Here is a 17,700-nt window from a genome sequence, read left to right as displayed (position 1 = left end):
CGGCGATCATGGACGTCCAACGGGATCCGCAGGAAAAGAGCATGCGCAGAGCGACCATCAAGGATGTCGCCGAACGGGCCAAGGTGTCACTGAAGACCGTCTCGCGCGTCATCAACAATGAGCCCTCGGTCATGCAGGCCACCCGTGCGCGGGTGCTGCGGGCGATCGCCGAGCTGGACTACGAGCCCGATCCGGCCGCGCGCAACCTGCGCACCGGCACCACGCTGGTGGTGGGGCTGGTCTACGACAACCCCAACCCGTACCACATCATCGGCGTGCAGAACGGCGTGCTGGCCGCCTGCCGCGAGACCGGGTTCGGCCTGCAGATCCATCCCTGCGATTCGAGCTCGCCGATGCTGGCCGAAGAGCTGGCCGACTGGGTGCAGCGTTCGCGCCTGGCCGGGCTGGTGCTGACCGCGCCGATGTCCGAACGCGCCGATCTGGTGGCGGCGCTCACCGCACGCGGCATCAAGCTGGTGCGGATCATCGCCGCCACCGCCGACCCCGAAGACGGGGCCTGCGTGTTCGTCGACGACCGCGAGGCCGCCTATGAAATCACCGAGCACCTGATCCAGCTTGGCCACCTGCGCATCGGCTTCCTCTGGGGCGGCAGTTCGCACCGCTCCAGCGGCGAGCGCTACGCCGGTTATGAAGCGGCATTGCGTGACTACGGCATGAGCATCGACAAGCATCTGGTGGTGCAGGGCGACTACACCTTCGACGATGGCTTCCGTGGCGCGCGCCGGCTGCTGGCGCTGCGCGAGCCACCGACGGCGATCTTCGGGTCCAACGATGAGATCGCCGCCGGCGTGCTGGCGGCGGCCAAGTCGGCGGGCATGAACGTGCCCTACGACCTGTCCATCGCCGGCTTCGAGGACAGCCCGTTCTCGCGCCAGTCGTGGCCACCGCTGACCACCGCCAAGCAGGCCACCGAAGACATCGCCCGGCATGCCGCGCGCCTGCTGATCGCGCAGCTGCGCAGCGATGCCTACGACGACGCGCCATTGCAGCTGCAGAACCAGGGCTTCGTCCCGCAGCTGGTGGTGCGCGGATCCACCGCACCGATGCGCCCGCAGGGCACGCGCCCTCCTTCTCCTGAAACCACCTGAGTCCCGCATGTCCCTGCCTGCCCCCCACGACACCCTGATGTACCGCGAAGCCGCGGAAGCCGCCGACGTGATCGCCGCGCAGTTCGCGCGCAACCAGGTCGCGGTGGAGACCCTGGCCGCCAGCCTGCGCGCGGCGCCGCCGCCGTTCGTGGTGACCTGCGCGCGGGGCAGCTCGGACCATGCCGCCACCTACGCCAAGTACCTGCTGGAGACCCGGCTCGGCCTGGTCACCGCATCGGCCTCGCCGTCGGTGGGTTCGGTCTACGAAGCGCCGCTGAAGCTGCGCGGCGCGCTGTACATCGTGATTTCGCAGTCGGGCAAGAGCCCGGACCTGCTGCGCAACGCCGAGGCCGCACGCGCGGCCGGCGCGCGGGTGGTGGCCCTGGTCAACGTGGAGGATTCGCCGCTGGCGCAGCTGGCCGAAACGGTGATCCCGCTGGGGGCCGGCGCCGAGCGCAGCGTCGCGGCGACCAAGAGCTACCTGGCTTCGCTGTCGGCGATCCTGCAACTGGTGGCCTACTGGACCCAGGACGCGGCGCTGATCGCCTCGCTGCGCGCACTGCCCGACGCGCTGCGGCAGGCCTGGGACAGCGACTGGTCCGCGCTCACCGACGGCTTGGTGCCGGCGCACAACCTGTTCGTGCTCGGCCGCGGCCTGGGCCTGGGCGCGGCGCAGGAGGCGGCGCTCAAGTTCAAGGAAACCTGCGGCCTGCATGCCGAGGCCTACAGCTCGGCCGAAGTGAAGCATGGCCCGATGGCGCTGGTCGGTCCCGGCTTCCCGGTGCTGGCTTTCGCCCAGCCCGATGAAACCGGGGCGGGCACCCGCGCGGTGCTGCAGGAGTTCGGCGCACGCGATGCGCAGGTGTGGCTGGCCGACGTCGGCGGCGACCTGCCGCTGCCGGTGGCGCCGCACCCGGCGTGCGCGCCGCTGCTCACCGTGCAGGCGTTCTATCGCGCCATCAACGCACTGGCCCTGCGGCGGGGGCACAACCCCGACCTGCCGCCGCATCTGAACAAGGTAACGGAAACCGTCTGATGAGAACCGTGCTGCGCAACGCCCGCATCCTGGCGGGCGACGAGTTCCGCGACGACCTCGCGGTGGTGATCGAGGACGGCCGGATCACCGCGCTGCTCTCCGACGCGGCCCCGCAGCTGGGCAGCGCCGATGAACAGATGGACCTGGGCGGCGGCTGGCTGCTGCCGGGCTTCATCGATGCCCAGGTCAACGGCGGCGGCGGCGTGCTGTTCAACAACACGCCGGACGTGGACAGCCTGCGCACGCTGGCCGCCGCGCACCGCCGCTTCGGCACCACCAGCCTGCTGCCCACCCTGATCAGCGACGATGCGCAGGTGATGCGCCGCGCGATCGATGCCACCCGCGCTGCGATCGCGCAGGGCGTGCCCGGCGTGCTCGGCATCCACCTGGAAGGCCCGTATATCGCGCCAGCGCGCAAGGGCACCCACGACGCCAACAAGTTCCGCGTGCCCGATGCCGACGAGATCGCGATGGCGGCCTCGCTCGACAATGGCGTCACCCTGCTCACGCTGGCCCCGGAGCGGGTGCCGCTGGAGAGCATCCGCGCGCTGGTCGAGCGTGGCGTGATCGTCGCCGCCGGCCACACCGCGGCCAGTTACGAGGAAGCACGCGCCGGGCTGGATGCCGGCATCCGCGGCTTCACCCACCTGTACAACGCGATGTCGCCGCTGACCGGGCGCGAGCCGGGGGCGGTGGGCGCGGCGCTGGAAGACCGCGACAGCTGGGTCGGGATCATCGCCGATGGCGTGCACGTGCACCCGGCCAGCCTGCGCGTGGCGCTGGCGGCCAAGCCGCGCGGCAAGGTGATGCTGGTGACCGACGCGATGCCGCCGGTGGGCGCCGACAGTCCGAGCTACGAACTGTATGGAGAGGTGATCACCGCGGTGGACGGGGTGGTGCGCAACGCGGCCGGCTCGCTGGCCGGCTCGGCGCTGGACATGGCCACGGCGGTGCGCAACGCGGTGCAGCTGCTCGGCCTGCCACTCGAGGAAGCCGCGCGCATGGCGTCGCGCTACCCGGCGCAGTTCCTCAACCTGGACGATCGCCTGGGCGAGATCGCCGAGGGTTACCAGGCCGACCTGGTGCTGCTCGACGACGCGCTACAGGTGCGCAGCACCTGGATCGCCGGCCAGCGCGAGGACGCGTGAGCGCGGCCGCATCGCCGCGCATGGGCTCGATCGACGCCCTGCGCGGGCTGACCGTGGCCGCGATGCTGCTGGTCAACAACCCTGGCGACTGGAACCACGTGTATGCGCCGCTGCTGCACGCGGACTGGCATGGGTTCACCCCGACCGACCTGATCTTCCCGCTGTTCCTGTTCATCGCCGGCGTGTCGATGGCCTTCAGCCTGGCCCCGCGTGCCGGTGATGCCAGCCTGCGCCCGGCGCTGCGCAGCGGGCTGCTGCAGCGCGCCCTGCGCATCCTGCTGGCCGGTGCGCTGCTGCACCTGCTGGCCTGGTGGCTGGTCGAGCTGCCGGCGTACCGGCTATGGGGTGTGCTGCAACGGATCGCGCTGTGCGTGGCGGTGGTCGGGCTGCTCGCGATCTACACGCGCGCGCGCACGCAGTGGTGGGTCATCGGCGTGCTGCTGGCGGCCTACGCGGCGATCCTGCTCGGGGCCGATTCGCTGGCGCCGTGGGTGAACCCGGCCAGCCGGCTGGATACCGCGTTGTTCGCACCGTTTCTGTACAAGTACGACCCCGTCAGCGGGCTCGGGCATGACCCCGAAGGCCTGCTGAGCAGCCTGGGGGCGCTCGCGACCACGTTGCTGGGCCTGCGCGCGGGCGCCGCGCTGCGTGCGGGGCAGGTGGGCGGCCTGGCCGTGCTGGCGGCGGCCTGCCTGACGCTGGGCGGCGTGGCCAGCCTGTGGCTGCCGCTCAACAAGCACCTGTGGACGCCCAGCTTCGTGCTCTGGAGCGGCGGGCTGTCGGTGACTGCGCTGCTGCTGGCGCACCTGCTGATCGATCGCTGGGGTGCCCCGGCGCTGGGCCGACGCTTCGGGGTGAACGCGATTGCCGCCTATCTTGGGTCCTCGGCGATGGCCTTGGTGCTGGGTGCGAGCGGTGCCTGGGCGTGGGCATTCACTGCGCTGGCGGCGGCCATGCCGGCGGCGCCTGCGCGGGCGTCGCTGCTGTGCGCGCTGGGCTTCGTGGCGGTGTGGTGGGGCGTGGTGTGGGCTCTGGATGGCCGCCGGATCTACCTGAAAATATGATCGGCGCCATCAAAATTTACGTTCGCATCACAACTGAGCAGTAAAAGTACGTAAGCGCACCTGCGTAAATAAAGAAGCCACTGGGGAGCGGTCAGCCGATCGCCCGCGCCGGTTTCCTTGCTGTCTCGACACGTTGTCCCATCCACCGAACATGCAGTCCCCGGCAGTGTCCTGCCGACGTGAACTCCAAGGTGATGCGTGCAGTCAGGAGCAGGGGGCTTCGATGACCTGCCATGCCGCCGCCGCTCTCTTTGTCGTCCAGAGGAAGGCGCATGATCAGGTCCACGCACCACCCCCTCGCGCTGAGCATCGCTGCGCTGCTCGCCTCCTTCGGCGCCCAGGCCGACTGTGTCACAAGCGGTGCCACCACGACCTGCACCACGGCCGCGCCCAATCCTCACCCCACCCGTATCGGCAACGGCAATATCGCCGCCGAGGACGGCCGCACGGTGGATGTGCAGGCCGGCGCCCAGCTGGTGGTGGGCAACGACACCGCGATCTCGCTGCGCGACGCCGCCAACATCCATGTGGGTACCGGCGCCACGGTGAGCGCCACGGCGGTGAGTGCGGGGGCCGGCGGCAACACGGTCGAGTTCCGCAACGGCGGCACCTTGACCATCGACGCCGGTGGCCAGGTGCTGGCGCTGGGCAGCCAGGGCAGTGCGGAGGTCGTCAACTTCCAGGGCGCGGGCAACACCATCGTCAACAGCGGCACGATCCGCGCCAACAACGCGGTGGCGATCTGGTCGCAGAACACCACCGGCCTGAACACCGTCATCAACACCGAGACCGGCATCATCCAGGCCCCCGGTACCGTCATCGGCGGCTCCGGCAACGGTGCACTGGACTTCAGCAACCGCGGCCAGGTGATCGGCAACATCTCCCTGGCCGGCGGCAACGACATCCTGCGCCTGTATACCGGCTCCTCGATCACCGGCAATTTCAGCGGTGGCGCCGGCAACGACGCGATTTTCCTCAGTGGCACCGGTGACTCGACCCTGCCAGGCAACTTCGTCGGTTTCGAATCGCTGACCAAGAATGATGCCGGCAAGTGGACGCTGACCGGCACGATCACCGGGGTGACGGTGGCCACGGTGGCGCAGGGCACGCTGGCGCTGACCGGCAACAACGCCAATTACACCGGTCCGGTGATCGTCGACGCCGCAGGCATCCTCGAAGCGCGCGCGCAGAGCCTGCCGCCCGGGGTCACCAACAACGGCCTGGTGCGTTTCACCCAGCCTGACGACGGCAGCTATGCCGGCAGCATCAACGGCACCGGCGCGCTGGACAAGACCGGCGCCGGCACGCTGACGCTGGCCGGCCTCAACAGCGTCACCGGTGCGACCACCCTCAATGGCGGCTCGCTGGTGCTGGGCAATACGCTGGAAACGGCCGGCCTGACCATGGCCAACGGTACAACGCTGCAGATCAATGGCACGCTGCAGCAGCGTGGGGGCGCGGCGGCCAACGTGATCGGCGCCAGCGGCGCGCAGACGCTGATCGTCAACGGGCGGCTGACCGGCGCGGCGCTGCTCGGCGATGGCGATGACCTGCTCGATGTGTCCGGGGTGATCGTCGGTAACGTCGACCAGGGCGACGGCAACGACACCGCGATCGTACGGCCCGGCGGCAGCATCGGCGGCATGCTGGCGCAGGGCAACGGCAACGACCGCTTGCAGATGCTCGGCGGCAGCATCGCCGGCGCGGTCACCCAGGGCGCCGGCAACGATGCGCTGGTGATCAGCGGCGGTACGCTGGCCTCGGTGGACCAAGGCGACGATGTCGACCAGATGGAGGTCAGCGGCGGCACCATCACCGGCACCGTGCAGCAGGGCGGCGGGCAGGATGTGTTCCTGATGACCGGCGGCACCGTTGGCGCGCTGCTGCAGGGCGACGGTACCGACCGCTTCCGCATGACCGGTGGGCAGATCATCGGCGGCTTCGACGATGGTGATTACGCCGAGATGACCGGCGGTCGCATCGGCCGGGTCAACATGAAGCTGGAGAACAACACGTTCGACATGTCCGGCGGCACCATCGACGGCAACCTGGTCACCGGCTTCGGCAACGACACGATCATCCTGTCCGACGGCTATATCGGCGGCAACATCAGCGTCAGCGGCGGCGACGATGCGATCACCATCACCGGCGGCACCGTGCGCGGCGAGATCCGCGCCAGCACCGGCAACGACCGCCTGGACTGGTCCGGCGGCGGGGTGGTGTACGGCACCGTGGACATGGGCGAGGGCAACGACGTCACCACCCTGAGCAACCTCAACAACAGCCACCTGGGCGCACTGCCGCTGTTCACCGGCGGCTTGGGCACCGACGTGCTGACCATGAACAACGTCAACACCAGCGGCGTGGCGCGCTTCACCGGCTGGGAACAGATCAGCCTGCAGCAGGACAGCCAGCTGACCTTCGATGGCGACCTGGTGCTGTCGGACGCCACCACCTCCGGCGGCACGCTCAACATCGACGCCACCAGTGCGGTGTTCGCCGGCGGTCTCAATGCCAGCGTTCGCAGCTTCACCGCCGGCCAGCAGGTCACGCTGAACAACGCCGGCCGCATCGACCTGAGCAATGGCAGCAGCGGCGCCGGCGACGCGTTCACCATCGCCGGCAACTACGTAGGCAACGGCGGCGGGGTGTACCTGCAGTCGGTGCTGGGTGCTGATGGATCGCCGTCCGACCGCCTGGTGATCTCCAATGGCGTGGCCAGTGGCAGCACCGGGCTGGGCATCATCAACACCGGCGGGGGCGGCGCCGAAACGCTTGCCGACGGCATCCTGGTGGTGCAGTCGATCAACGGTGGCAGCACCGCGCCGAATGCGTTCGCGTTGTACAACCCGGTCGCGGCCGGCGCCTACCAGTATTTCCTGTTCAAGGGCGGTGTCAGCGCGGGCACCGGCGAGAACTGGTACCTGCGCTCGACCCTCGTGGCCGGCGTGACCCCGGCGCCGGCCAATCCGCCGCTGGGCACGCCGCACATGACCCCGCCGCCGCCGCCGGAGGATGCCGGTACGCCGCCACCGCCGTTGGCCCCGCCGCCGTCGCCGGACGTGCCGGAGAATCCGGACCCGCTGGCGCCCGAGCCCGCGCCGCCACCGCCGCCGCCCGAGCCGGCCCCGGTCGCGCCTGCGCAGGGGGATGCGCCGCCGCCGGTACCGACCACGCCTGCCGCGGTGCCTGGCCCGCTGGCGGTGCCGCCTACACCCGGCGCGGTACCGGCCCAGGGCGACATCATTCCGCTCTATCGCATCGAGGCGGCCACCTACGCGGTGGTACCGCCGCTGCTGCGCGAGACCAGCCTGCTCAGCCTCGGTACCTTCCAAGAACGCCAGGGCGAACAGCGCCTGTTGGCCGGGCAGGGCGGGTTCCGTTCGGCCTGGGCGCGGCTGATCGGCCAAAGCCACGAGCAGCATTGGGAAGGCGATGCCAGGCCCAGCTTCGATGGCGACATCCAGGGCGTGCAGGCCGGTATCGATCTGTACGCCAGCGCCGATGATCGGTATCGCGACCAGGTCGGCGTGTTCGTCGGTCGCACCCGCGCGCAGGGCAACGTCAACGGCTTCGCGATCGGTTGGGACAACGTCGCCGTCGGGCGCACGCGGCTGGATGACAAGCACCTTGGTGTGTACTGGACCCGCGTGGGCAGCGCCGGTGGCTATCTGGATGCAGTCCTGATGCAGAGCCGCTACGACGGCGATGCCGCCTCCGCGCGCGGGCTCGGCATCGACCTGCATGGCGATGGCACCACCGCCTCGCTGGAAGTGGGCAAGCCGTTGCTGCGGTTCGGCCAGTCGGCCTGGTGGCTGGAGCCGCAGGCGCAGGTGATCTGGCAGCGCAGTTCGCTCGACGACAGCGCCGACCGTGTCTCCACGATCGCCTACGACAACGACACTACCTGGACGGCGCGGGTCGGCCTGCGCCTGGCGGCGGATTACGACCTGGCCGGCAATGGCTGGCAACCGTACGTCAAGGTCAACTACTGGCAGACCTTCGATGGCGAGGATCGCATCCGCTTCGGCAGCAACGAGCTGAGCAACCAGCAGGGTGCGCGTGCGCTGGAAGTGGGCGTCGGTCTGGTCGCGCGCTTCAACGCCAACGTCAGCGCGTTTGCGGTGGCCGATTACACGCGCGATCTGGAGAGCAGTGCGCAGAAAGAGCGCAAAAGCGTCGAGGGGAATATCGGGGTGCGGTTTGATTGGTAGCGCATTGCGGGCAACCCAAGGACGCCTCACCTGCGTAGAAAACTACAACTACGCGTTGTCTTCCCTTCTGCGCGCCTTCGATTCTTCAATCCATAGATGAATGGCGGTGGAGAGCCTTTCGCGTGATTCCTCCAGTTTGAGCTTCTTATGCAAAGGCGCCATTGGACGAGATTCAATCTCCTCAATCTCCTGGCGCAATTGAATGATCAAGGATTCTGCGAGGCGCTCAAGATCGCCTGGCGGCGACGGCGCCTTTTTGGGAGGCGGCTGCAATGTAAAACTGGCGGCCAGTAGTGCTACCCCGAGCCCGAAGATGCCTGCCGACGCGACCATGCTTCCTGTTTCGCCAAAGTTGAATCTGGACAGCCAGTAGCCGAAGCAGACGATGGCCAGCCCGACAGCGTGCAGCAGTGCTGGTCGCTTCATGAGCTTCGCGCGTGCTTGCCAAAGCGCCCCAGCGACGCAGGCGAAAAGGCCGAGCATTGCCAGACTTCCAATTTCCTGCACGACGGTGAGCAGGTGCTCCGATGGATTGCTTGCCATTACCACTCCCTGGTAGCAGTTTCATTGCCCGGAGATCCAGGATGGTCTCTGCGATGAAACACGATGTTGACGTATGGAAAGGGGATGGCCGGAAACCGTGGCCATCGGGGCTGGATGAGCGGTGCTCAGCGCACCGCGCCAATCGCCTGCGTACGCGCCCTCGCCAAAGCATCACCCACCGCCGGGCCCTTCAGGTGGGTCAGGTCGAGGTCGCGTGCCTGGATGGCCAGCGCGGCCTGGTGCACGCGCTTGAGCGTTTCACCCTGCGGGTAGTCGCTGTCCTCGAAGCCGCGCCGGCCGCGCTTGTCCGCCTCGCAGCACAGTGCGATCTGCGCGATGCGCTCGGGACGGCGGAAGCCATCGCAGCGGCTGAGCAGCGCCAGCACGGTGGCATCGCGCAGTTCGTCGAGGCGGTGCACGTTGAGGTGATCGCGGCACACCGCCTCGGCCAGTTGACGGTGCTCCAGTGGCACCTTCAAGCGATCGCACAGCTCGGCCAGCGGCGCAAGGCCGCGTTGTTCATGCTGCAGGTGGCGCGGCCATTCGTCCGGCGGGGTGAGGCCCTTGCCGAGGTCGTGGGTGAGCGCGGCGAAGCCGATCAGGTCATCGCCGGGCGCGAGGCGCGCGGCCATGTCGCTGACCATTTCCTGGTGCACGCCGGTGTCCACTTCGGGATGGAACTCGGCCCGTTGCGGGACGCCGTACAGCGCGTCCAGTTCGGGCAGGATCGCGCGTAGCGCGCCAGCGTCGTGCAGCGTGCGCAGGAAGGCCGAAGGCTGGGCGCAGGTGAGCGCGCGGCGCAGTTCCTGCCAGACGCGTTCGGGTACCAGCGCGTCCAGCTCACCGCTGTCGGCGATCTGGCGCATCAGGTCCATGGTTTCCGGGGCAACGGTGAAGCCGAGCGGGGCGAAGCGGGCCATGAAGCGTGCCGCGCGCAGCACCCGCAGCGGGTCTTCGACGAAGGCCGGGCCGACATGGCGCAGCACGCGCTGTTCGATATCACGCAGGCCGCCATACGGGTCCACCAGCGCGCCGGTGGCTTCATCGCAGGCGATGGCGTTGATGGTGAAATCGCGGCGCAGCAGGTCGTCTTCGAGCGTCACCGACGGATCGGCATCGACCACGAAGCCGCGGTAGCCACGCCCGGACTTGCGCTCGGTACGCGCCAGCGCGTACTCCTCGCCGGTATCGGGATGCAGGAATACCGGGAAATCGCGGCCGACCGCCTTATAGCCCAGTGCTTCCATCTGCGCCTGTGAGGCGCCGACCACGACCCAGTCGCGGTCACCGGGGTCGCGTTGCAGGATGCGGTCGCGTACCGCGCCGCCAACAAGATAGATCTTCATGCGGCCATGATGCCGCAGTGAGCCGACGGGATGCCAATGGCGGTGGTGCCGGCCGTTGGCCGGCTGCTGGAAATTCCAGGCCATCGGGGGAGCCGGCCAATGGCCGGCCCCCCCCTGGCGCGCGTTTCTCAGTCGCCGCCCTTGTCCGCGTTGGCCGCGCAGGCGAAGTTCTTGCGCTTGGCCTGCAGGCGGCCGTTCATGCGGTCGGTCACCGGCAGCGCGGTGCCGTTCAAGCGCCAGTCGTAGATGACGCTGAAGGCCAGGATACGCGCGACGTACTCGCGGGTTTCCTTGTAGCTGATGGTCTCGATCCAGATGTCCGGGTCGAAGCCCGGGCGCTGGGTCTGCCAGCGTGCGGTCGGGGTCGGGCCGGCGTTGTAGGCGGCGATGGTGATGTAGGGCAGGCCTTCGTACTTGTTCATCAGCTGGCGCAGGTAGGCGGTGCCGATGGCGATGTTGGTGTCCGGGTCGTACAGGCTGGCCGCGCCGCCGTAGTTGGCCAGCCCGATCGACTTGGCCACGCTGGCGCCGGTGGCCGGCAGCACCTGCATCAGGCCCATCGCGTTGGCCGGCGAGCGTGCCTTCGGATTGAAGATGCTCTCGGCGCGGATCTCGGCGGCGACCCAGGCCGGATCGATGGCATTGCGTGCCGATTCGCGGCGGATCGCATCATCGTGGTGCAGCGGGAAGCGCAGCGAGTACAGGCGCTGCTCGTCCGGGGTCTTGCCGAGCGAGAACACCGCGCGGTCGAACCAGCCGTTGTCGCGCGCCACTTCCACCGCGATGCGGCGCTGGGTGGTGTCGTAGCGGCTCAACGCGTCGTTCCATTCGGCCACGGCCCAGCCGGCGCGCTCGATCTTGAACAGTTCCATCGCGCGGATGATCGCCGGATCGCGCGCGACCGCCGCCTGCGCCTGCGCGCTGTCGTTGGGTTCCCACGGGCACAGCGTGTAGGTGGACTGGCCGAGCTGGTCGGCGGCGAGGAAGCCGTGGAACGTGGCTGCGCGCGCCGCCTCGCGGTACAGCGGCTGGGCCTCGCTGCGCTTGCCGGTCTTCTCCAGCATGCGCGCCTCGAAATAGCGCCAGCGCGAGTCGCTGCGCTGGGTCGGGCCCATCTTGCGGATCGCCGCCAGCGCCTGCGGCCAGTCGCCGCGCGACATCGCCTCGCGCGCCCGCCATTCGTGCAGGCGCTCGTCGTAGGCCGCGTCGGGCACGGCATTGAGGCGGCGCGCGGACTCGGGACCGTAGGAGGCCACCGTCCACAACGCTACCTGGTACAGCACCTGGGCCTGCTGGGCGGCGCTCAGCTGCAGCGCGTTGGCGTACTGCGGCAACTGCTGCTCGGTGGCGGCCGGATCGGCCTTGGCCAGCTTGGCCAGGCCATCCGTGGCGATGCGCCGGCTGCGCTCGTTGCGCGGCCAGTTCAGTGCGCTGGCATTGGGCTTGTCGACGAAGGCGGCATAGGTGTTGGCCAGCGCCAGGTCGGCCGCGGGCAGGCCGCGTGCGGCGCTGCGCATCACCGCTGGCTGTTGTTCGTCCGCGGCGGCGTCGATCCGCGCCCAGCGCAGGTCGGCACTCAGGCCGCCCTTGGCATCGAGGACCGCGAAGACCGCATCGCAGGCATCGGGCAGCGACTTGCCGGTGCTGCGCCAGATCGCCTGGGCTTCGCTGGTCCACTGCGCGTCGGCCTTGCCGGTGGCCTGGCGCGCATTGAGTTGGGCACAGCGCAGGCCGACGTTGTCGGTGGGGACCCAGTTGGCCAGCAGGGTCGGCCAGTCCTGGCGGCGCGCGACGGCGGGCAGCCACACGCTGCGGAAGCTGCTGGCCACCGCCTGGCCGTTGTAGCGCTTCAGGAAATCCTGGGCCTGGGCGGTGCCGACGGTATCGATGTTACGGCGCAGGTTGGCGTACTCCAGCCAGCCATACAGCGGATGCTTGCCGAGGGCGGCGGCCTGGGCGGCGTCGAACTGGCCGCGCTCGGCGCTGTCGATGGCGGCCTTGAGCTGCGCGCGCTGCGCGTCGAGGTTCTGCGCATCGGCTACCGGGCTGACGCCGGAACAGGCCAGCAGGGCAGATACGCTGAGGAAACAGAGGGGAAGTCGAGTCATGGCCGAAAGCATAACGGCGCCGGGTGAACGGCGGTGAGGGCAAGCCGACTCGATCATGAACAGCCGCCTGCCGGCCGCGCGGCAGTGGCCTGGGCCGGGCGTAGTCTCGGGCTGGGGCAACCGGCCCCCACGCAAGGAGCAGACCATGGCATTCCGTGCAGCAGGGAACTCTGGACCACTGGCCGAGATCAACGTGACACCGTTGGTCGATGTGATGCTGGTGCTGTTGATCATCTTCATCGTGACCGCGCCGATGATCTCGATGCCGATCCCGGTCGACCTTCCGCAGCGGACCACGGCGGTGACGCCGCCGCTGGACCCGCCGCCGCCGATCGAACTGCGCGTCGACGCCGCCAACCAGGTCACCTGGAACGGGCAGTCCATGCCGGTAGCGGCCTTGCAGGCGCGCATGCAGGAGCAGGCGCAGACCCACGCCGGCAACCTGCCCGAACTGCGCATCGCCACCGATCCGGGCACCGAGTACGAAGTGATGGCCAAGATCCTGGCGGCGGCCAACAACGCGCACCTGCAGCGCATCGCGTTCGTGCAATAGCCCGTTTTCTGCATTGCATCGCACCACTGACGCCCCTGTCCGCAGGGGCGTCATGCGTTGCGGCGCCTGCATCTTGCCTGTTCGGATTTGTCTGAGCGGCGTGAAAAAGTGTTGGTCGTCACTTCTTCACTTTTACCGTTTGTTTACAAAGGAGACGTTGCCGCGCATTGGGGGGCGCGGCGGCCCAGCCCAACATTCCTTTGGAGAGAGAGCGAATGACCGACCTGCACCACCGCCCCTTGGCGGTCGCTGTATCGCTGTGCCTGTTGTTGGCTGCCCCGGTGCTCGCCGGTGCCCAGGATGCGCCGCGCACCACCACCGAGCTGGACCGCGTCGAGGTGACCGGCACCCGCATCAAGCGGGCTGAAGTGGAAGGCCAGGTGCCGATCCAGACCCTGACCCGCAGCGAGATCGAACGTACCGGCCTCACCTCGATCGGCGAAGTGCTGCAGCAGCTGACCGGCTCCGGTTCGGCGCTCAATGCCAAGTTCAATTCCTCCGGCAACTTCGGCTTCCCGCCGGACGGCAGCGGCGTGGGGGCCGGCTCGGCCCAGGTCGACCTGCGCCACCTCGGCGCCAAGCGCGTGCTGGTGCTGGTGGATGGCATCCGCTGGGTGAATGAATCCTCGGCCTCCGGCGTGGGCGCGGCCACCGACCTGAACACCATTCCGCTGGCCATCGTGGAGCGCATCGAAGTGCTCGAGGATGGCGCCTCCTCGCTGTACGGCTCCGATGCGATCGCCGGCGTGGTCAACATCATCACCCGCCGTGAATTCGATGGCGGCCAGGTCACCCTCAACTACGGCGAGTACAGCAAGGGCGACGGCACCCAGAAGGGCGTGGACCTGGCCTGGGGCACCAGCGGCGACCGCTACAGCCTGTTCCTCGGCGCCAGCTGGACCAAGCAGGATCCGGTGTACGCCAGCGACCGCGAGCAGTCGCGCTTCCCGATCCCGGGCACCGGCCTGTCCTTCGGCAGTTCGGCCACCCCGACCGGGCGCTTCATCTTCACCGATCCCACCACTGGCATCACCCACGACCTCACCCCGAACACCGGCGCCACGTCGCCCACGTTCAACGGCGCCGACGGTTGCGCGCGCACCGACAGCTACCACTGCTTCGGCACCGCCGACCGCTTCAACTTCGCCGAATACAACATGGTGCTGACGCCGTCGGAGCGGAAGGGCATCTTCGGCCAGTTCCGCTTCGACATCACCGACAACCTGCAGTGGTACGTCAAGGCGCTGGCCAACCGCCGCGAGTCCACCAACCAGGCCGGCCCCGAGCCGCTGTTCTTCGGCCCCGACGGCGCCACCGGCAACCCGCTGGCCGACAACATCGTCATTTCCGCGCTCAACCCGTACAACCCGTTCGGCTTCGACCTGGATTCCTCGGACAACCTGATCATGATCGGCCGCCGCCCGGTGGAAGGCGGTGCACGCGTGTTCGAGCAGGAGGTCAACACCCGGTACGTCGCCACCGGCCTGGTCGGCCAGTTCGAGGCCGCCGACCGCAGCTGGTTCTGGGACGTCAATGGGATGTACAGCAAGAACAAGGCCGAGCAGACCAACTACGGCAGCTACAACATCTTCAACGTCAACATGGCCCTGGGCGATCCGGCCGTGTGCGCGGCCACGCCCGGCTGCGTGCCGCTGAACATCTTCGGCGGCCCGGGCACGATCACCCCGGCGATGCTGGCCTGGATCCAGCCGGTGGTCCGCGACCGCAGCCAGAACGAGCTGAGCCTGGTCACCGCCAACCTCAGCAGCGACCTGTTCACCCTGCCGGCCGGCCCGGTGTCGTTCGCCACCGGCCTGGAGTACCGCAAGTACGAGGGCTCATACCAGCCCGATCCGCTCACCGTGATCGGCCATTACAACGGCGTACCGTCGCTGCCCACGTCCGGTTCCTACGATGTCAGCGAGGCCTACCTGGAGTTGAGCATCCCGATCTTCGCCAAGAGCGCGATCGGCGAGAAACTCGACCTCAGCCTGGCCGGGCGCTACTCGGACTACTCCACCTTCGGCGGCGAGTTCGTGCCCAAGTACGGCCTGCGCTGGCAGGTGACCAACGACTTCGTGCTGCGCACCACCTATGCCGAAGGTTTCCGCGCCCCGTCGATCGGCGAACTGTACGGCTCGGCCGCGCGCGCCGACCTGCAGCTGTTCGATCCGTGCTCGGTCGGCCTGGGCGGCACCCCGCCGCGCGGCAGCGCGGCCAACTGCGCCGCGCTCGGCGTGCCCACCGGCTTCCAGCAGGCCAACTCGCAGATCTCGGTCACCACCGGCGGCAACAGCGCGCTGGACCCGGAGCGTTCGCGCAGCTTCAGCGCCGGCTTCGTGTGGAGCCCGTGGTTCGGCAGCAACGCCTCCTGGTCCGAGCGCTTCGACGTGGACGTGACCTTCTACCGGCACACCATCGAGGGCGCCATCCAGGCGATCAACGCCCAGACCCAGCTCGACCTGTGCGTGGACACGCTGGACCCGCTGTACTGCGGCGGCATCACCCGTGCCTCCACCGGTGCGGTCAGCGGCTTCAACAACCGCCTGACCAACCTGGGCTCGATCAAGACCGATGGCTGGGACGTGGACCTCTTCTGGACGCTGCCGGAAACCTCGGCCGGCCAGTTCAAGCTGGGCTGGCAGAACACCTTCGTGGGCCGGTACGAGGCGATCGGTGCAGCGGGGCAGCGCCAGCCGCAGGAGCCGGGCGTGGAAGTGTCCGACAGTTCCATCCCGGAGTGGACCAGCAACGCCACGCTGAGCTGGAACCTGGCCCACTGGAACGCATCCTGGACGGTGCGGCACATCTCCAAGCTCACCGAAGACTGCGGCGATGCGGTGGCCTTCCCGGTGTGCAGCAACCAGATCGAGGGCACCAACGAGCTGAAGGCCACCACCTTCCACGACATGCAGGTGGGCTACAAGATCGACTGGATGAAGGGGCTGCAGCTCAGCGCCGGCTTGAACAACGTGTTCGACAAGGATCCGCCGATCTGCCTGTCGTGCTCGCTCAATGGCTACGACGCCTCCACCTACGACATCCCGCGCGGGCGCTACTGGTACCTGCGCGCGGACCTGCGGTTCTGAGCCTCGGTTGAGCGTGCAGCGCCACCGGGGCACCCGAGCGGTGCCCCGGTGGGCGTGGACGGCAGCGGCGGGCCATGCCCGGTGGCTGCAACGACGGTCAAATGTGTTGCGCGTGGCGGCCATGGCGCGTTTCTGGCCGCCGGGCGCCTTGTCCGTCAGGCATCATGGGGCGCCCGGCCAGCGGCCGGCTCCCCTTTCCAAGTGTTGTTGCCATGAACCTGCATACCTGGTGGATCTTCGCCGTCACCGTGTTCGTCCTGTGCGGCACGCCGGGGCCGAACATGCTGCACGTGATGACCCGCAGCGTGCGCGTGGGCTTCCGCCGCAGCATCGCCGCCATGGCCGGTTGCCTGAGCGCGCTGGTGCTGGCGCTGTCGATTTCCGCCGCCGGCCTGGGCGCGGTGCTCAAGGCCTCGCCGCTGGTGTTCGACGTGCTGCGCTACGCCGGCGTGGCCTACCTGGTGTACCTGGGGATCAAGGCCTGGCGCGGCGGCGATGCGCCGATCGATGTCGGCAACACCGCGGCGATCGCGCCCAGCAAGCGCCGCATCCTGTTCCGCGATGGCTTCATCATCGGCATCAGCAACCCCAAGCTGCTGCTGTTCGCCTCGGCGTTCCTGCCGCAGTTCGTCGATCTGGCCCAGCCGCAGCTGCCGCAGTTCGTGATCCTGGTCGGCACCTTCGCGCTGATGGAAATGTTCTGGTACGCGGTGTACGCCGCCGGTGGGCGCGGGCTGGCCGGCTACCTGGCGCGTCCGGGGCTGCGCAAGGTGTTCGACCGCGTGGTCGGCACCATCTTCATCGGCTTCGGGCTGGCGCTGCTGCGCGCGCGGCCGTAGTGCCGGCAGGCGTCAGGGCCTGCAGGTAGGCGCAGAACATGTCGGCCATGGCATCGGCATAGGCGTCGATGGCGGCAGGCGAAGGCGCGCTGCTGGAGAACTGCTTGCCCACCGTACTCAAGGTGGTGCCGATCAGGTCGACGGCCAGGGCGCGCGTTTCGGCCGTTGCTTCGGGCAACGCTTCGCACATGAAGGCGTCGAGCGCGGCGTCGCCCTGCGCGCGGGCCTGGCGTGTTTCCGGCGCATCGCGGTACAGCGGGGCGGCGTCGCTGAGCGCCACGCGCATCTGCGCCTCGTCGCACTCCGAGCGGATGAACGCATGCACCAGCAGGCGCAGCCGCTGCAGTGGCGGCGTGGCGGCATCCTCCAGCACGCGCCTGAGCACATCGCCGGTCTGCGCCCACTCCTCGGTCTGCAGGCGGAACAGGATCGCGGCCTTGTTCGGGAAGTACTGGTACAGCGAGCCGATGCTGACCCCGGCACGCTCGGCCACCCGTGCGGTGGTGAAACGGGCGGCGCCCTGCTGGGCCAGAACCTGAGCAGCCGCCTCCAGGATCACCGCCACCAGCGCGTTGGAGCGGCTCTGGCGCGGGCGTTTTCTTGAGGAAATCTGCGGGGTTGCGCGGTCGTTCATGCGGCGGGGACCCGTGC

The 17,700-nt window shown here is 68.8% G+C and carries 12 protein-coding genes; 8 read left to right on the top strand and 4 right to left on the bottom strand.

Features of this window, described 5'->3' with window-relative positions; all coding sequences use genetic code 11:
- Nucleotides 1-41: 41 nt before the first annotated feature.
- The 5 genes from AC1DGC_RS19240 (at nucleotide 42) to AC1DGC_RS19220 (ending at nucleotide 8,571) form a co-directional block, all read left to right on the top strand.
- Nucleotides 42-1,109, top strand: a complete 1,068-nt coding sequence (locus tag AC1DGC_RS19240; RefSeq protein ID WP_259207758.1) for a LacI family DNA-binding transcriptional regulator — start codon at nucleotides 42-44, stop codon at nucleotides 1,107-1,109.
- A gap of 7 nt (nucleotides 1,110-1,116) precedes the next feature.
- A complete protein-coding gene (locus AC1DGC_RS19235; RefSeq protein WP_394164169.1) occupies nucleotides 1,117-2,145 on the top strand; it encodes an SIS domain-containing protein in 1,029 nt (342 codons plus the stop codon).
- Nucleotides 2,145-3,293 carry an N-acetylglucosamine-6-phosphate deacetylase gene (gene nagA, locus AC1DGC_RS19230; protein ID WP_478048616.1) on the top strand — a complete coding sequence of 383 codons (1,149 nt, stop codon included), beginning with the start codon at nucleotides 2,145-2,147 and terminating at the stop codon, nucleotides 3,291-3,293. The genes AC1DGC_RS19235 and nagA overlap by 1 nt, the downstream gene beginning before the upstream one ends.
- Complete coding sequence (locus tag AC1DGC_RS19225) at nucleotides 3,290-4,357, top strand: acyltransferase family protein (protein WP_394164167.1); 1,068 nt, start codon at nucleotides 3,290-3,292, stop codon at nucleotides 4,355-4,357. Before nagA ends, AC1DGC_RS19225 begins: the two co-directional genes overlap by 4 nt.
- 272 nt (nucleotides 4,358-4,629) lie before the next feature.
- Nucleotides 4,630-8,571 carry an autotransporter domain-containing protein gene (locus AC1DGC_RS19220; protein ID WP_478048615.1) on the top strand — a complete coding sequence of 1,314 codons (3,942 nt, stop codon included), beginning with the start codon at nucleotides 4,630-4,632 and terminating at the stop codon, nucleotides 8,569-8,571.
- 48 nt (nucleotides 8,572-8,619) lie between these two features.
- On the opposite strand, the gene AC1DGC_RS19215 is transcribed toward AC1DGC_RS19220, so the two are convergent.
- From AC1DGC_RS19215 to AC1DGC_RS19205, 3 genes are all read right to left on the bottom strand, one after another.
- Nucleotides 8,620-9,114, bottom strand: a complete 495-nt coding sequence (locus tag AC1DGC_RS19215; protein ID WP_259207753.1) for a hypothetical protein — start codon at nucleotides 9,112-9,114, stop codon at nucleotides 8,620-8,622.
- 125 nt (nucleotides 9,115-9,239) lie between these two features.
- Complete coding sequence (locus AC1DGC_RS19210) at nucleotides 9,240-10,460, bottom strand: multifunctional CCA addition/repair protein (protein ID WP_478048614.1); 1,221 nt, start codon at nucleotides 10,458-10,460, stop codon at nucleotides 9,240-9,242.
- A 128-nt stretch (nucleotides 10,461-10,588) separates the two neighbouring features.
- Nucleotides 10,589-12,580: a transglycosylase SLT domain-containing protein gene (locus tag AC1DGC_RS19205; RefSeq protein WP_394164163.1), complete on the bottom strand. Its 1,992-nt coding sequence runs from the start codon at nucleotides 12,578-12,580 to the stop codon at nucleotides 10,589-10,591.
- Between the two features lie 133 nt (nucleotides 12,581-12,713).
- Here AC1DGC_RS19205 and AC1DGC_RS19200 point away from each other — a divergent pair, with 133 nt between their 5' ends.
- The 3 genes from AC1DGC_RS19200 to AC1DGC_RS19190 all read left to right on the top strand — a co-directional run bounded on the left by AC1DGC_RS19200 (nucleotide 12,714) and on the right by AC1DGC_RS19190 (nucleotide 17,049).
- Nucleotides 12,714-13,121 (top strand): ExbD/TolR family protein, encoded by a 408-nt coding sequence (locus AC1DGC_RS19200; protein ID WP_394164162.1) that lies wholly within the window; start codon nucleotides 12,714-12,716, stop codon nucleotides 13,119-13,121.
- A 215-nt stretch (nucleotides 13,122-13,336) separates the two neighbouring features.
- Complete coding sequence (locus AC1DGC_RS19195) at nucleotides 13,337-16,210, top strand: TonB-dependent receptor (protein WP_478048613.1); 2,874 nt, start codon at nucleotides 13,337-13,339, stop codon at nucleotides 16,208-16,210.
- A gap of 212 nt (nucleotides 16,211-16,422) precedes the next feature.
- Nucleotides 16,423-17,049, top strand: a complete 627-nt coding sequence (locus AC1DGC_RS19190; protein ID WP_259207742.1) for a LysE family translocator — start codon at nucleotides 16,423-16,425, stop codon at nucleotides 17,047-17,049.
- On the opposite strand, the gene AC1DGC_RS19185 is transcribed toward AC1DGC_RS19190, so the two are convergent.
- Nucleotides 17,009-17,683: a TetR/AcrR family transcriptional regulator gene (locus AC1DGC_RS19185; protein WP_478048612.1), complete on the bottom strand. Its 675-nt coding sequence runs from the start codon at nucleotides 17,681-17,683 to the stop codon at nucleotides 17,009-17,011. The two genes, AC1DGC_RS19190 and AC1DGC_RS19185, sit on opposite strands and share 41 nt — an antisense overlap.
- Nucleotides 17,684-17,700 lie beyond the last annotated feature (17 nt).

It is taken from the genome of Stenotrophomonas sp. 05N37, from assembly GCF_056397365.1.
Note: the sequence above shows the minus strand (reverse complement) of the source record. Positions and strands in the feature narration are given on the sequence as shown.

Excerpts from the sequence above, each read along its gene's own strand:
- AC1DGC_RS19185 (WP_478048612.1), bottom strand. The coding sequence starts at position 17,683 with ATGAACGACCGCGCAACCCCGCAGATTTCCTCAAGAAAACGCCCGCGC.
- AC1DGC_RS19210 (WP_478048614.1), bottom strand. The coding sequence starts at position 10,460 with ATGAAGATCTATCTTGTTGGCGGCGCGGTACGCGACCGCATCCTGCAA.
- AC1DGC_RS19190 (WP_259207742.1), top strand. The coding sequence starts at position 16,423 with ATGAACCTGCATACCTGGTGGATCTTCGCCGTCACCGTGTTCGTCCTG.
- AC1DGC_RS19205 (WP_394164163.1), bottom strand. The coding sequence starts at position 12,580 with ATGCTTTCGGCCATGACTCGACTTCCCCTCTGTTTCCTCAGCGTATCT.
- AC1DGC_RS19220 (WP_478048615.1), top strand. The coding sequence starts at position 4,630 with ATGATCAGGTCCACGCACCACCCCCTCGCGCTGAGCATCGCTGCGCTG.
- AC1DGC_RS19200 (WP_394164162.1), top strand. The coding sequence starts at position 12,714 with ATGGCATTCCGTGCAGCAGGGAACTCTGGACCACTGGCCGAGATCAAC.
- AC1DGC_RS19240 (WP_259207758.1), top strand. The coding sequence starts at position 42 with ATGCGCAGAGCGACCATCAAGGATGTCGCCGAACGGGCCAAGGTGTCA.
- AC1DGC_RS19195 (WP_478048613.1), top strand. The coding sequence starts at position 13,337 with ATGACCGACCTGCACCACCGCCCCTTGGCGGTCGCTGTATCGCTGTGC.
- nagA (WP_478048616.1), top strand. The coding sequence starts at position 2,145 with ATGAGAACCGTGCTGCGCAACGCCCGCATCCTGGCGGGCGACGAGTTC.
- AC1DGC_RS19215 (WP_259207753.1), bottom strand. The coding sequence starts at position 9,114 with ATGGCAAGCAATCCATCGGAGCACCTGCTCACCGTCGTGCAGGAAATT.
- AC1DGC_RS19235 (WP_394164169.1), top strand. The coding sequence starts at position 1,117 with ATGTCCCTGCCTGCCCCCCACGACACCCTGATGTACCGCGAAGCCGCG.